Origin of the sequence: Clostridium sp. JN-9 (assembly GCF_004103695.1) — a bacterium.
Taxonomy (GTDB): domain Bacteria; phylum Bacillota; class Clostridia; order Clostridiales; family Clostridiaceae; genus JN-9.
The window spans coordinates 543,265-558,301 of record NZ_CP035280.1 but is presented as its reverse complement, the minus strand read 5'-3'; the positions used below and the strand labels follow the sequence as shown (position 1 = coordinate 558,301).

The window sequence follows — 15,037 nt, the reverse complement described above, 5'->3', positions numbered from 1 at the left end:
AAAATCACTCCCTTTAAGATTCTATTACTACTTTTATTCCTTCACCCTTCATAACCTTATCAAAGGCCTTTTCCCAATCATTTAGTTTATATATATCTGAAACTAAGCATTTTACATCAACTTTATGCTCAGCCATTAATCTAAGTGCTTTATCCCAAGAACTTGGCTTTTGACTTCTGCTTCCTATATAGGTAATCTCCTTTTGAATTACTTTTTCTTCATTTAATTCATTTAAAGATTTAGCAAATAAGCCTATCTGAACAAGAGCACCTTTTTTCCTTAGTAAATTCAAACCACTGTTTAAGGCTTGTATTGATCCAGAGCATTCAAAAACTTTATCCACTCCATAGCCATTTGTCAGCTTATTTACTGCTTCTTCCAGGTTTTCCTGCTGTAAATTTATAGCTTCATCAATACCTATTTTTTTAGCAACTTCTAACCTATTTGAATCTTTATCTATTCCTGCAATTATTACAAATGCGCCATTGGCCTTTGCAACCTGTGCTGTCATTAATCCTATGGGGCCAGGCCCGAAAACTAATACTTTTTCATTATCATTTACTTTGACCTTCTCCATTGCTGCATGTACAGTACATGCCAATGGTTCTGTTAGTGCTGCAGATAAAAGATCTACCTCCTTAGGAAGTACATGAACACTTTTGCCTCTGGCAACAACATATTCGGCAAAACTGCCATTAACCTGAGTTCCTAATCCTTTTCTGGATGGACATAGATTATAATCTCCAGTTTTACAATATTCACATGTTCCGCAAATGGAGTAGGTTGTTTCACTAGTGACATAATCACCAACTTTGATTCCTTCAACGTTTTTTCCTACTGCAACTACTTCACCTGAAAATTCATGTCCTAATACCACAGGCACAGTAGGATTTTTATATTCACCTTTAAAAGTGTGTATATCTGATCCACAAATGCCTGTATATTTTACTTTAATTTTAACCTGATCATCATTATATTCAGGCTCCTTAATATTTATCAGTTTCATATGGTTATATCCTTTTTCCAGCTTTGCTAGTGCCTCCATAATATTATCACCCTCCCTATGGCATAATTAATATTTTATTATATTCTTCTTTTTTTAACCCAATCATATCAAATGCCTCTTTAATTTGACTTAGTTTAAATCTATGTGATACTAAATTCCTCAGTACTATTTTGCCTGATCTTACATAATCCACACTCATTTGCCACTCCCTTCCAGGGAAGGGTGCTGAATATGAATTAAAGTAACCTTTTAATGTTAACTCTTTTCTGAAAATACCCTCAAAAGCATTTTCCTTTAAGAGAACATCAGAGTGAGCTATTCCAATATATGCAACTTTACCTTTTTTCCTTGTAATAAGGAGACATTGTTCTTCAGTAATTTTTGATCCTGCACACTCCATGGAAATATCTACTCCATTATTTTCTGTTATATCCATGATACTTTTTACTAAATCAGAATGAAGAGGATTAATGCAGAATTTAGCTCCTAATTCTTTAGAAATTTCTAATTTTTTATCTGAAATATCAACTGCAATAATATTTGTTATCCCTGCAACCTTTAGCCAGTTTATAGTTAACTGACCAATAATTCCGGCACCCATAACTGCTACAGTATCCCCTAGCTGAGGCTCTATTCCTATTAAAGCATGTGCAGCAACTGCTAATGGTTCTATCATAGCTCCATCTTCAAAATCCATATCATATATTTTTACCAGGTTCCCAGCAGGTACCTTAACATATTCTGCAAATGCACCATATTCTTTTGATCCAATCATTCCATAATTGTCGCACATAGAATAAATTCCTGACTTACAATAACGGCATTTATTACATGGGATAAAGGGTGCTGCAGTAACTCTTTCATTAATATCAAATCCAGTTACATTTTTACCTTTCTCCAAAATTGTCCCTGAAAATTCGTGTCCTGCAATAGCTGGGACAGGATATTTCCAATGATTTAAAATTCTTGGAGGATCTGACCCGCAAATTCCACATGCTTTTACTTTTACAATAACTGAATCATCATCGCACACTGGGTCATTAAAATCAGAATATTGAATATCTCCTGTTTTATATAAAACTCCAGCTTTCATTTATTTCACCTCCAATAGCCAATTTATTACCTAAATGTTAAAGAGTACTGTAGAAGCACTCTTTAACATTTTTAGATTATTTATAATTTTATAGTGTACCTGTAAATAATTGGAATATCTTAATTACTATCCAATTCAAGAAGTTACCACCCAAGTCTAAGCTTGATATCATAGTTGTACCTTTTGGCATTGTAAATTGAGCCATTTTTGCAATTTCAGTATGGAATGGTGCAATATTTGTTGCCATTAATAATGCAAGTGCCATAACAATAGTACCTGTTATAACTGAATGAACTATATTACCGTTAGTAGAGGCAACTATGAATGAAACATAGAAGCATATTGTAGTTAAATCTCCAAATGGTAGAACCTGGTTACCAGGTAGTATCACTGATAAGAAAAGTGTTATAGGAACTAATACTAAAGCTGTTGCTATTACTGCTGGGTGTCCAACTGAAACAGCTGCATCTAGTCCTATTGTTAAATTCCTACCCTTGCCTAAGTTCCTCTTCTGTAGGAATTCTCTAACTCCATCTGAAATTGGAATTAAGCCTTCCATTAATATTTTAACCATACGTGGCATTAAGAACATAACACCGCCCATAGCTATACCAAGTTGTAGCATCTTACCTATGTCATATCCAGCTAAAAGTCCTATAAGCATACCTAAAATTAAGCCCATCATCATTGGCTCTCCAAAAATGCCAAACTTTTTTTGAATACTTTCTGGATCTGCTTTTAAATTTTTTATTCCTGGAATCTTGCCTACTACCTTTGCAATAGGAATTCCTATAAGACCATATGCTGCTGTGGATCCAGTAGGTAACGATACTCCGTCAAGCCCGAAAAAGTTTTGTACCATAGGGGCTGTCCAGTCTGCAATTTTAAGTACAGCAATTTCATATATAACACCTGCTAATATAGCCATAAGCCAATTTCCACTAGTCAGCGCATAAACTGTTGCACCTGCTGCAGTAAAATGCCAATAATTCCATATATCTATGTCTACTACATCTGTGAATTTTAACAGTAACAACCCAAGGTTTACCAGCATAGCTATTGGTATCATTATTGCTGCAATTGGTGAGGCCCAGCTAATTGCTGCTGCTGCAGGCCAGCCTACATCAAGTACATTTAAATGCAACCCATACCTTGTAACCATCTCATGAGTTGCTGTTCCTAGATTACTAGTAAGTAATCCAACTACCAGGTTAATGCCAAGAAAACCAATACCAATTGTAAGTCCTGATTTAAATGACTTTTTAAACCCTAATCCAAATATTATGCCTATTATAGTAATAGTTAGCGGTAAAATTACCGTAGGTCCTAAATTTAATATATATTGAACAATTTTTAGTAACATATATTTTCCCCCTATTTATTATTTTTTTGACTTAAATTAAAAATTAAATCCTATAATAAATATTTTAGGTATGGTATAATAAAAGCGTTCTGTATAACTTTTATTACATAGGTTCATCTTTATGGTGGCCTATGTTTTTTAACCTTTTAATGCTTCTATAATTTCCTTGTCAATCTTACCAGTATTAACATTTGTTAAGTAATTTATTGCTTTTATTATAGGAATTTTGTAGTTTCTTGACGGAATTGTAGTTGTGACTAACAGATCCGCCTCATCCTCATATCCAGAAACTTCTGACATCTTACACTGGATAACTCGTGCATTTAAATTGTTTTCTTTTATCAAGTCGTCTACTTTTTTAGCAACTACTGTTGAAGTTGCTATTCCTGTGCCACAAGCAACTAACACTACTTTTTGCTTCCCCATATTATCACCTCACTTTTATTTATTTTATATATAATAAGCGGTAATTTCTTACTACTTATTTATATTCGAATTTAAATTTTGAAACGATATCATATAGTTCTCCACTATCTTTTGCAAAATGCATATTTCTTAAGATATCTTCATCTTGAATTAAAAGCATTAACTGTTGTAACATCACTATCTGGCTATGGGGTTCATTTAAAGCAAGTAAAAATACAATTTCAACATTTACATCTCCACTGCCATCCATACAATTAAATTTTACTGGATGCTTTAAAGTTGCAATGGCTATTGTTGGCTTTAATACATGAATTGCATCAGTATGGGGTATTGCAACATTGTATTTTCCTAATAATAACCCTGTTGGGAATTTACTTTCTCTTTCTACCAATCCATTGTAAAAGGAATCCTTTACATAACCATTATTTTTCAACATTTCAGCCATAGCATAAAAAATATCTTCTGGTGATTCAGCTTCAAGGTTAACTGTTATTAATTCCTTGTGTAAATATTCATTAATTACTGTTACCATCGCGTTCCCTCCTTTTTGCATAAATTAAATCAACTTTTATTTACTTATTCTTTCGTAATAAATAATAAAGCAATATTTGTGCCAAAGGCATGTTGAAAAGGTAACAATATTATAAATTGATAAAAAAAATAGAAGTTCTTAAACTTCTATCTCAAGTAGATATAAAAAATACATAATATTATTGATTAAGAAATAAATCTTCAATTTCATCAACATATGTCATATGTTCTAATCTATGGACTATTTCCTCATTTGACATTAATTCAAACAGCTTGAGGATTATATCTTTATCATTCTCCTTTAAGGCCAGCATAATTATTATATTGACTTTATTATCATTCTCCCATGTAATTGAATTCTGAAGCTTTAAAATACATATTGATGATTTTTCAACGAAATCAGATAAGCCATGTGGTATTGCTATATTACCTGCAGCTATTGTACTCCCCATGATTTCCCTTTTATATACGCTCATAATAAAATCTTGATTTACTACTCCATCTTTCTGCATCAATCCGCACATTTCATCAATCACTTCACTTTTTGAAAATAAATCATCTCTTATTTGTATTAGATTTTTATTTATTACTCTAGTTAATGGATTTATAGTCTTAATTCCTATTAAATTCTTTAAGGTCAATTTACCAGGTTCCTTTAATATATCTCGAAATGAAATGAATGGTATACCTGGTATTTCCGGATTAATAGTTCCAACTACTGCTATTATATTATGATCTTTGTTAATCTCAAGAATTTCATTCTTTGTATTTTCCATATTCATAATTCCAATGGGTACAATTTCTAAATTTTCATTATAACTATCCAGTACATCTTCAAGATATTTTTTAATTTTTAAGGCAGTTCCTTCACCAGTTATACAAACTGTAATTATTGTCTTTGGGTATTTTTTAATTCCTTTTACTTTTCCTACAAAGGACTTATCACCATCTATGGCATCAGCTATTTCATCCATATTACTATTAGATAATAATGCCCTTCTTACGGCCTCTAATACCATTACAGTATCTACCCTGCCAATTACTCTTGTTGGGATTCCGGTTTGCTTAGTTATAATCTCTCCAAAGGTTACTAAAGACCCCATATCAACTAATAATAAACAGCCTTTACCCTCATATACCTTTTTCACAGTTTCTATAGTTTTTTCAAGAAGATGCTGAGGACTCTCATCAAGTGACATTTCAATTCCAACCGCTAAATTTGTACCTAATAATTTATTCGCAACATCTGCCATGCCGCAGGCTACATGTCCATGACTTAATACAATAACATTTACCCTGCTCACCTCCTGATCTACAGAAGAAAACGTTTTTAAATACATGGCTAAAAAGCCTACCTCATCCTCAGGTAGTTCTATATTTAAACTTTTATTTATTTCCTTAGTCAATATTTTAGCCACTCTGAATTCATTAAAATATTCACTTTTTATAAAATCCAGCTGGGGATTTTTTATTACATTCCCCTTTTTAAGCCTTTCACAGGTAGAACTTAAATGTACAGCAACACAATAATAAAAGTTATCCTTTAAATTACCTATGTAATCCTTTGCCATATTGGTTACATTTTCTACAACATTTAAAATTTTTTCATCAATAACGTTTTTTAACTCATTTTTGTGGAACTGCATATTTGACTCCATGTTCTTAGCAAATCTATTTAGTTCAGTTTTCATTTTATTCCATATAATTTTATTAATTTCATCCTTTTCAAGGCCTTGTTTTTCAAGATTGTAATATTCTTCTTCTATATTATTGTATATACCGTCAGGCAGCAAATATCTATCTTCTTTTAATTTATATGTATTAACATTATTGGGATTAACAACTAAATCATCATTAAATATATCATTTGGAATAGAATTTCTGCTTTCAACACTTAGCAAGCCTAATGGAACATGCTCCGGTAAATCTGTTATCTGAATAATAACATCAGATAAATTATTACTTAATGAATTTAAGAGACCTTTAGCACATGCTACTTGAATATCACTCCTTAATTGCCCTATATTTCCTGGACAATCATATGATAATAAAGACCTAACAACATCAAACTTAACAGTAATCTCCTTTTTGATTCTTGCAGCTTCCTGTGAAAAGAAGTTCTTAATTAACACATATCTTTCATTAGTTGGTCTCTTATTAATAGGAGGAAGTTCTATTATCATAGGTATCCTCCTTCTAAAAGTCAATAATAATGAAGATTTTGGATCTTCAGTTGTAGCTGCTATTACCATAATATTAGCTCTTCTGTTATTTTCAGTCTCTCCTAGTCTTCTATATTTTCCCTTATCAAGTAAATAAAATAAGATTTCTTGTCCTTCACTAGGTAACCTATGTACCTCATCTAAAAATAAGATACCGTTATCTGCCTTCTCTACCAATCCAACTTTATCGGTATTGGCACCTGTAAATGCACCTTTTGTATATCCAAATAATTGGGAGAGTAGCAACTGGGGATTTTCAGCATAATCAGCACAATTAAAAATTATAAATGGAAAATTACCTTTTGATTTTAATGAGTTAGCTGCAAAATTATACATAGATTCTGCAAAATAGCTCTTGCCTACACCAGAAGGTCCTAAAATCAGAGTATGAAGTCCGTGTGGAGGATACAAAACTGCAGCCTCCGCTTGTTTTATCTGATTTCTTAAGGAACCATTATAGCCCACAATCTCCCTCAAATTATTATTTCTATGATTATTTGTTTCAATGCCCTGCGACACATTTGATTCAGTAGTTATTACATTTTCTACAATTTTACTATCTGCATTTTCTACTATATCTTCTACTTTATCTTCGTATACATTTTCATCAGTATTTTCATTAACATTATCTTCAGTATTATTTGTTACTTTTCCTGCAGTTGTCTGTACTACATTTTTTGTGTCTTTTATTTGTCCTTCTCTTTTAACTGAACATTCGGAAGTTCTTTCCACGATAAGCTGTTTTCTGATTTGCGTTACTGAAAATCTGGAAATTTTATATCCAATCATAGATAATTTCTTACACAACAAATTGTCTGAAATATTTGTATTATCTTTTATAATTTTTTTTATATCATCAAATAAGATCTCTTCCCTTCTTCGACGAGAATTAGGTAAATTATTTCTTTTTCTAAATTCTGTTATATATTCTCTTGTTGTATTTACCATTCTTGCTATGTCATTATCAGTTAACGGATTCTTCTTATCCTCCCCTTGAATAAGTTTAAGTATATCATCCTCAATCACAACTTATACCCCCCCACTAATGTTTCATTTGTTAATAAATACACATTATTTACACAAATTTATAATATTAGAAATCTCCCCTATGAATAGTTTAAATGAAAAGGTTTTAAATTTCAATCGTCTTGATTATACTTTAATTAGAGGGTGATTAAATGAATATGAAAATTTTTCTTTTTATTTTATTTTTAGTTTTATCTATTTTAAATATTACTTCCATAAGAAATCATAATAAAGCTATGAGAACCATAACAAAGCCATTGTTAATGCCAGTACTTTTGTCTGCTTACCTGTGCAGCTCATCACATCCCAGCTGCATGATTGTTTTGGCATTAATTTTTGGCTTTCTTGGTGATACCTTTCTTCTAGGCAGCGGTGTCTTTTTTACTTTAGGTTTATTTTCTTTCTTATTAGGTCATATATTCTATATTTCAGCTTTTTTATCTCCAGTATTATTGAGCAAGATACCTATTTACATTTACATCTTTTTATTACCTTACTTAATTTATGGATTTATTATATACAATAAGATTTCTCCATTTATAAAATCAATAAAGTTCCAGGGTCTCTTATATTTTATTGTATTAATTTTAATGAGTTTTTCAAGTTTCCTCCGTATATATACTGTTCATGGATATCAGTTTTGGCTTCCATTTATAGGTTCAATACTGTTTGTTATATCAGATACAGTGCTTGCATTTAATGCATTTAAATCAAAAAACACCTGCAGAGAAATGATTGTTATGCTCACCTATACTATGGCTCAGCTTCTAATCATTGCAGGATTTATTGATTAAATAACAAAAATTAAATATTAAGGATTTTCTAATGATGCAGAAAATCCTCATAACTTTACTTTAATTCTAATTCTATATCTCCTACACCAGCTTTTACATCCACATTAATGCTGTTCTTTGTCTTTCCGTAGGCATCATTTTTGTAAGAGCTGTTTTCTTTTGTAAAGTTTGCGGCCCTTACAGATCCCACACCTTTCTCACAATTAACAGAAACCCCAGTGGATTTTGGAAGTATTATTTTTACTTTTCCTACTCCACCCTGGATGCTTACATTTACATCCTGATTATAGCTTCCTCTTAAATCTACTAAATAATCTCCAACACCAAATTTTGCTGAAAGGCTTTTTAGATTAATCTTTGAAAAATCAAGATTACCAGACCCATTTCCCATATTTATATCCATAGACATAAGAACTTTAGGATTGAATTTTAAATTCCAGTCACATTTATAATTGTTTCCTGAAATATTTTGGTTCATTTTGTTGTGACTTAATTTCAGTACATTACTGCTATATGATATTTCTGGTTTTAACTTTTTAACATTATAGTCAAAATTTCCTTCAAACAGCTTATTGGTATCAGATGATATATTAAGTCTGCCAACTCCCATGGTGATATCTGAAGTCAATGCATTTTCTCCGCTTAGGTCTATATTTTTAGATTCATGTATAGTATCTGTTATTTCTGCATTATCATTATTATCATTTATATTAATGCTGCAGGCTGACAGAGCTAAAGAGCAAGTTAACATCCCAGCTAAAAAAATTAACCTTTTATTCATTTAAATATCATACCCCCCTAAATTTTCTTTTATAATTGATATTATGTCTTCTTCAGAAAATCCCAGGTTTTTCATTCCATTAATAAAATTTATCACCATTTCCTTTGATGTTTCCCTTTTTATACCCATAATAGTGTCTTCATCTTCGCTTACAAAGGTACCCATACCTCTCTGAGTATAGGTAATTCCCTGCCGTTCAAGTTCCTGATAAGCCCTTTGAAGTGTATTAGGATTTACTTTGAGCATTTGAGCCATTTCTCTTACTGATGGCAATTTTTCTCCCCCCTTTAAATTTCCGCTTATAATGTCATATTTTATTTTATTGATAATCTGTAAATATATTGGCATATTTTCATTAAATTTATTATCCATAATTATCACCCTATAGATCAATCTTTTGTTCAATAATGTATGAAACCCCCATGAGTAACAGTACAAATACAACTATCTCGAAAACCATGTACGCAATATTTAGTGATATACTTGGAGCAGTAAAGCTCATATATGCATTTTTAAGTATAAATATATTGAAGTTAATACTATAGTTAAAAATATTTCCAAGGAAATCACCTATTTTGCCAAATAATGTCCAAAATATAATAAATATTAAAAATCCGCTTAATGTACCCCATTTTTTACTTTTGGCTATTAATTTAGATACAGCTGCTGAAAAATATATACTTAAAAGTAAGAAGGAATACATAAATACACATACAATTCCCATATAAACTATTGAACTAAATGTTGGATATGGTAAGTTATCTGCTTTTAATATATAAGGAAGCATAAATAAAAAACTTATTAATGTTAAGAAAATAACCTGAATTACAGAAAAAATTATTTTGCCTCCTACTATATATATTCCTTTAGTTGGTGTTTGATATAATAAATATCCTGTATCATCATATAAATCTCTTGTAAATGTTTGAATCCCTGCAATTAAAACAGCAATAAAAGCTGCAAATCCTGTGACAAATGTAAGTGCTGCTGAACCCTGTATTGTTAACACCTTGCTATAATAGAGTATTACAAGATTTACAAATGATAATATTACAAACATTCCTATAATATTCTTAATTTGTCCCTTGAATTCGTATTTTATAATATTATGCATCTTTAAATACCTCCCTGTAAATTTCATCAATAGACATGCTTCTTTCATTTCTTAATTCTTCAGCATTTCCCTCTAAAACTATTTTACCCTCCTGTATGAATGATACACTGTCAAAAAGTCTTTCTATATCTGACACCAGATGTGTAGTTATTATAATTGAACTATTCTCACTGTAGTTATCCAATATGGCATCCAGTATCTTTTCTCTTGTAACAGGATCAACTCCCCCTAAAGGTTCATCCAGCAAATATAACTTTGAATTTCTTGACAGACATAAACTTAATAGCAGCTTTTCTGTCATTCCCTTTGATAATGCTGAAACTTTCATGCTTTCATCTAAATTCATAAATTTAAGTAATTTCACAGCCTTATCTCTATTAAAGTCATTAAAAAAATCCTGATAATAATCAAATGCATCTTTAATTTTCATCCACTTATATAAGAATTGTTTATCCGGCAGATATGAAACAAAAGCCTTGGTTTCTCTGCCTACAGGTACTCCATTAATTTCAACAGTACCTGAATTTTTTGTAAGAAGCCCTGCTGCGATCTTTAAAAAAGTAGTTTTACCGCTTCCATTTGGCCCTAAAAGTCCCATTACCTTTCCCTTTTCTACTGACAGATTCATGGAATCCAGTGCTGTCTTGTTTAAGTATTTCTTTGTAACATTTTCAGCTTTTAAAATTGTATCCAATGAATTTCCCTCCCTATCTATATCTAATAATTGTACTAGTGTTATACTTACATAGTACACTAGTACCTCGATATTGTCAATACAAATATACATAAAAAGGGGGCTGTCATAAAATATCCAATCCTCAAAGACTTTTGGGACTGCTACGGTGATTAGATATTTATTTTCTAACAGACACCTATGGCTCTTTTAAATAATAATGTTGATGTGAATAGGACTTCATCAAAAGAACAAAGATTAAAGAACAAAGATTAAATAAGGTAGTTTTTCTTTGCAGAAAAACCAAAAACTCAATTGATTAAGTGGATTATAGGTTTTAATAACTAAAAATGGTTTCAATTATAGTTTTATTAGATGATAAAAAAGATTTGCAAAAATCCTATGCCGGCAGGCAGCCAATTAAAATAAAGAACGTAAATGGATTGCCTAAAACATCGAAAATTTTTTCTTAAAGTTCTCCCGGAAGGGACAGAAAAGCATTGAACATGATGAAAAAAGAGTACATGACAAAAGCGTAAGCCATATAAATATTACAAATAAAAAGGTTTGTGTACTTACAGTACTGGATTTGCATAATAATATTTATTCCAGGGCCGTAGGCACTGGCAGAATGTACGCAAATGATATCGACAATTTTATTGGCAAAATACTCAATAATAATAAAAAGGCATGTTCAAGGCCAAAGCAATTTTTTGCTCTGTACTTTAAGAAAAAGAACATAAGGGAGATTAATGAATATCTTGATAATAGCTCTGAAGCAGTGAAATACAGATGCAATTGCATGGAATGGATGCACCGTTTTAGGGGAGTAGCAACAAAGTATTTAAATAATTATTTGAGCCTATTCAAATTCTTAAAAAGTTCCAATTTTAATAATAGCTCATTTGCAATAAATAAATTTATAGAACAAATAAGTAAAATTACTGCCAAAAATACATATACAAATATGAGAAATGCTGAAGTCAGTTTTAATTGACTTGTCCCTAACGGGAATTTGTTACTTTATCAACACTATTGAATAAAAGAGCCGTATATCTAAGGCAGGAAAGATTAAAGAAGGAGCCTTGCATCAGCAGTTTTAACTGCTAATGCGACAGCCCCTTCCTTATTGATTATTTTTTAAATTTTAAACTTTGAAATCTCAGTTCTTAATTTTTCTGAGCTTTCTTTTGATTTTAATGATTTCTCCAAAACATCGTTGGATTTAATGCCAATTACTGATATTTTATTAGCTATATCCGTTGTACCCGAGGCTCCCTGTGAAGCAGCCTGTGCCACTCCATCAATGGTTTTCATTATATCCTGGATTGAGCTTGATAACTCTTCTGATGTGGAGCTGAATTCCGTAACCAGGTTGTCTACAAATTGTGCATCATCACTATACTTTTCTGCCACGGCAATCATCTTTTTATAATCTGAATCCACATCTGTAGACATAAACTTAAGAAGCCTGCTGGAACTTGACGAGAGATTATTTACCGACTCTACAACTTTTCCAGTAGTATTTTGTATTTTTACAATTGCTTCCTGTGACTGTTCGGCTAATTTTCTTATTTCATCTGCAACAACAGAAAATCCTTTCCCTGATTCACCTGCTCTTGCTGCTTCAATTGCTGCATTCAGTGCTAAAAGATTAGTCTGTGACGTTATATTCAGAATTGATTCAGACAATATATTTATCTGTTCCACCACTTTGGAATCTTCTAGAGCTTTTTCTAATTGTTTTTTAGTATCCATAAATATCTTGGAAGACTTCTGCTGTGACTCTGAAACATCTTTTTTTACTGAAACAGCTCTATTATTGATTTCTTCCGCTGAAGCTGCTCCATCCTGTGATTTTTGTGCAATGGATTCCACAGCCTTTCCAATCTCATTTGCAGTTGCTGACATTTCTTCAGCTGAGGCAGCGGTTTCTTCCATACTTGCAGATAATTCCTCAGTAGTTGCAGATATCTCTTCAATATTTGTGTTTAACTGTGAAACATTTTCTTTTACGCCATCTACCACATTTTCAATGTTTCCAGATTCACTGCTAACATTGCTCAAAAGACGTCTTAAATCACTTTCCATGGCTACAATTCCTTTAGCCATATCCCCTATTTCACCTTTTTGATTTAAGTATGCCTTTGGTACGTCATTTGAAAAATCACCTGTTTTAACTTTATCTAATATTTCAACAAATTTTCTGATTGGATTTATAAGTCTTCCTGAAAATACTATTGCAACCACCAATGCAAAAATTATTACAATAAAAAACATTAATAAGCCCATGTCTTTTATTGGCTTGATACTAGCATTAATTTCACTTTGGGGGATAAGTCCTATTACACTCCAACTAGTGCTTTTGTCTTTTGTTGTCAGTGCAATAAATTTTTCATTTCCAATTGTTACTACAGTATTATTACCACCTTTTGAACTAAATGCATCCTGTATCCACTTTTCATCTTTTGAATCCTTACCCAGGGTACTTTTATCCTTATTAGCTATTATTTTACCCTGTGAGTCTAAAAGCACCACATATCCATTCTGGCCGATTTTTAAAGATTCAACAGTATCAGATAACGTGGTAAGATTCACATCAACTGCCACTACTCCTGTAACACTATTATCCTTTTTATCTTTTACAGCTTTAGCATATGAAACAACATACTTTCCCTTTTCTGCAGCATCCTCATAGATATTTGTTAATATTACACCATCTTTATCAGCTGCCTGTTTATACCAGTCCCTGCTTGTTGGATCAAATCCATCAGGCACCTTTTGTTCAGGCATTAATATCATCCTTTTATCCTTAACACCCATATATACAGAACTTAAATCTTTATAATTATCAGTATAAGATTTCAAAGTCTGCTTAAGCCACTTTTCACAATCTACACCTGTGATAATTCCATTGGCATTTGGATCCTGAGAAAGAAGATTTACAATGTCGGATTTGCTTTTATAGGAATTATCAATTGCATCTATGGCTCTGTTCATACTTTGCTTAGCTGTCATAATAAATTGTTTTTGAACAGCATCCTGAGAGTAAAAATAATTAAAAAAAGATATAAATGCCAAAGGTAAAATTGAAACAAGTAACAACATAATTGTGATTTGTCTTTTTAGAAAGCTTTTATTTTTCAAAATAATCCCCCTTACGGTTTTTAAAATTGCTTTATTGTACTTAAATGTGTCTAATTATTACCTAATATATCGAATGCTTTCTAAAAAAGTTTATATTATATTTTAATGCTAAATAAATTCCCAGCATTGAAATTTACTTAGCTTAGTTTCAAATTAAAATTCATTATAATAACTCATCTAATATTTTATCTACTCCATTTAAATTATCCTTATATGCTATAATATTTTTTTGGCTTTTATCTTTCCAATTGCTGTTCACGGCAATGACATTGCAATGTGCGTTTATTGCGGCTGTTATTCCATTATCAGAATCCTCCAGAATAACGCACTCACTGCTGTCAGCTTTTAATTTTTCTACTGCATACTTGTATACCCATGGATCAGGTTTTCCTTTTTCTACCTCATCTCCACATACTATAAGATGAAAATAATCCTTTATGTTTAACCTGCTAAGTATTTTTTCAGTAGTATTTCTTAATGTACCTGTAACTAATGCACATTTTAGATTTTTACTTTTCACATAATCAAGTAATGGAAATAATCCTTCAATGGGTTCCAGCTCATCTTCCATAAGAGTAAAGTAAATTTGGTTCTTTAGCTTTAAGATCTCTTCCGCACTTTCAGATAATTTATAAAATTCCTTCAGTCTTTTAGCAACTTCAATTTCCACACACCCTTGTATTGATTTATGGAAGTCCATTGTATATTTTAAGCCCCTGTCTTTAAGCAGAATATCAAAAGACCTAAATGCAACAGGCTCTGAATCTATCATTACACCATCCATATCAAATATTACAGCTTTCAACATTATTCTACCGCCTTTGTATTTATTCTTTTATTATATTAGCTCATCAAACTTAC

General features: G+C 31.4%; 15 protein-coding genes. 3 read left to right on the top strand and 12 right to left on the bottom strand.

Going from position 1 to position 15,037, the window contains the following annotated elements:
• Window positions 1-13 precede the first annotated feature (13 nt).
• The 6 genes from EQM05_RS02710 to EQM05_RS02685 all read right to left on the bottom strand — a co-directional run bounded on the left by EQM05_RS02710 (window position 14) and on the right by EQM05_RS02685 (window position 7,667).
• Window positions 14-1,045, bottom strand: coding sequence for a zinc-binding dehydrogenase (locus tag EQM05_RS02710; protein WP_128748621.1), 1,032 nt, complete (start codon window positions 1,043-1,045; stop codon window positions 14-16).
• 16 nt (window positions 1,046-1,061) lie between these two features.
• A complete protein-coding gene (locus tag EQM05_RS02705) occupies window positions 1,062-2,099 on the bottom strand; it encodes a galactitol-1-phosphate 5-dehydrogenase (protein WP_128748620.1) in 1,038 nt (345 codons plus the stop codon).
• 88 nt (window positions 2,100-2,187) lie between these two features.
• Window positions 2,188-3,462, bottom strand: a complete 1,275-nt coding sequence (locus EQM05_RS02700; protein ID WP_128748619.1) for a PTS transporter subunit IIC — start codon at window positions 3,460-3,462, stop codon at window positions 2,188-2,190.
• A gap of 138 nt (window positions 3,463-3,600) precedes the next feature.
• Complete coding sequence (locus EQM05_RS02695; RefSeq protein ID WP_128748618.1) at window positions 3,601-3,888, bottom strand: PTS sugar transporter subunit IIB; 288 nt, start codon at window positions 3,886-3,888, stop codon at window positions 3,601-3,603.
• A 55-nt stretch (window positions 3,889-3,943) separates the two neighbouring features.
• The gene (locus tag EQM05_RS02690) at window positions 3,944-4,420 is read right to left on the bottom strand and encodes a PTS sugar transporter subunit IIA (protein WP_128748617.1); all 477 of its coding nucleotides are present in this window, start codon (window positions 4,418-4,420) and stop codon (window positions 3,944-3,946) included.
• Between the two features lie 178 nt (window positions 4,421-4,598).
• Complete coding sequence (locus EQM05_RS02685; protein ID WP_128748616.1) at window positions 4,599-7,667, bottom strand: sigma 54-interacting transcriptional regulator; 3,069 nt, start codon at window positions 7,665-7,667, stop codon at window positions 4,599-4,601.
• 152 nt (window positions 7,668-7,819) lie between these two features.
• Here EQM05_RS02685 and EQM05_RS02680 point away from each other — a divergent pair, with 152 nt between their 5' ends.
• Window positions 7,820-8,461, top strand: a complete 642-nt coding sequence (locus EQM05_RS02680; protein WP_128748615.1) for a lysoplasmalogenase — start codon at window positions 7,820-7,822, stop codon at window positions 8,459-8,461.
• Window positions 8,462-8,516: 55 nt separating this feature from the next.
• Here EQM05_RS02680 and EQM05_RS02675 read toward each other — a convergent pair whose 3' ends face one another.
• From EQM05_RS02675 to EQM05_RS02660, 4 genes are read right to left on the bottom strand one after another with little or no spacing between them, the layout of a single operon-like run.
• The gene (locus EQM05_RS02675) at window positions 8,517-9,242 is read right to left on the bottom strand and encodes a LiaF domain-containing protein (RefSeq protein ID WP_128748614.1); all 726 of its coding nucleotides are present in this window, start codon (window positions 9,240-9,242) and stop codon (window positions 8,517-8,519) included.
• Window positions 9,243-9,614: a GntR family transcriptional regulator gene (locus tag EQM05_RS02670; protein ID WP_128748613.1), complete on the bottom strand. Its 372-nt coding sequence runs from the start codon at window positions 9,612-9,614 to the stop codon at window positions 9,243-9,245.
• Between the two features lie 10 nt (window positions 9,615-9,624).
• Window positions 9,625-10,356, bottom strand: coding sequence for a hypothetical protein (locus tag EQM05_RS02665; RefSeq protein ID WP_128748612.1), 732 nt, complete (start codon window positions 10,354-10,356; stop codon window positions 9,625-9,627).
• A complete protein-coding gene (locus tag EQM05_RS02660; protein ID WP_128748611.1) occupies window positions 10,349-11,050 on the bottom strand; it encodes an ABC transporter ATP-binding protein in 702 nt (233 codons plus the stop codon). The genes EQM05_RS02665 and EQM05_RS02660 overlap by 8 nt, the downstream gene beginning before the upstream one ends.
• Window positions 11,051-11,379: 329 nt before the next feature.
• On the opposite strand from EQM05_RS02660, the gene EQM05_RS16330 reads away from it, so the two are divergent.
• Together EQM05_RS16330 and EQM05_RS02655 are read left to right on the top strand one after the other, a co-directional pair.
• A complete protein-coding gene (locus tag EQM05_RS16330; protein WP_279222123.1) occupies window positions 11,380-11,502 on the top strand; it encodes a hypothetical protein in 123 nt (40 codons plus the stop codon).
• Between the two features lie 116 nt (window positions 11,503-11,618).
• Window positions 11,619-12,026 (top strand): hypothetical protein, encoded by a 408-nt coding sequence (locus EQM05_RS02655; RefSeq protein ID WP_128748610.1) that lies wholly within the window; start codon window positions 11,619-11,621, stop codon window positions 12,024-12,026.
• A 143-nt stretch (window positions 12,027-12,169) separates the two neighbouring features.
• Here the strand turns inward: EQM05_RS02655 and EQM05_RS02650 are convergent, their stop codons facing one another.
• Complete coding sequence (locus EQM05_RS02650) at window positions 12,170-14,176, bottom strand: methyl-accepting chemotaxis protein (RefSeq protein WP_128748609.1); 2,007 nt, start codon at window positions 14,174-14,176, stop codon at window positions 12,170-12,172.
• A 163-nt stretch (window positions 14,177-14,339) separates the two neighbouring features.
• Complete coding sequence (locus EQM05_RS02645) at window positions 14,340-14,984, bottom strand: HAD family phosphatase (RefSeq protein ID WP_128748608.1); 645 nt, start codon at window positions 14,982-14,984, stop codon at window positions 14,340-14,342.
• Window positions 14,985-15,037: the final 53 nt, after the last annotated feature.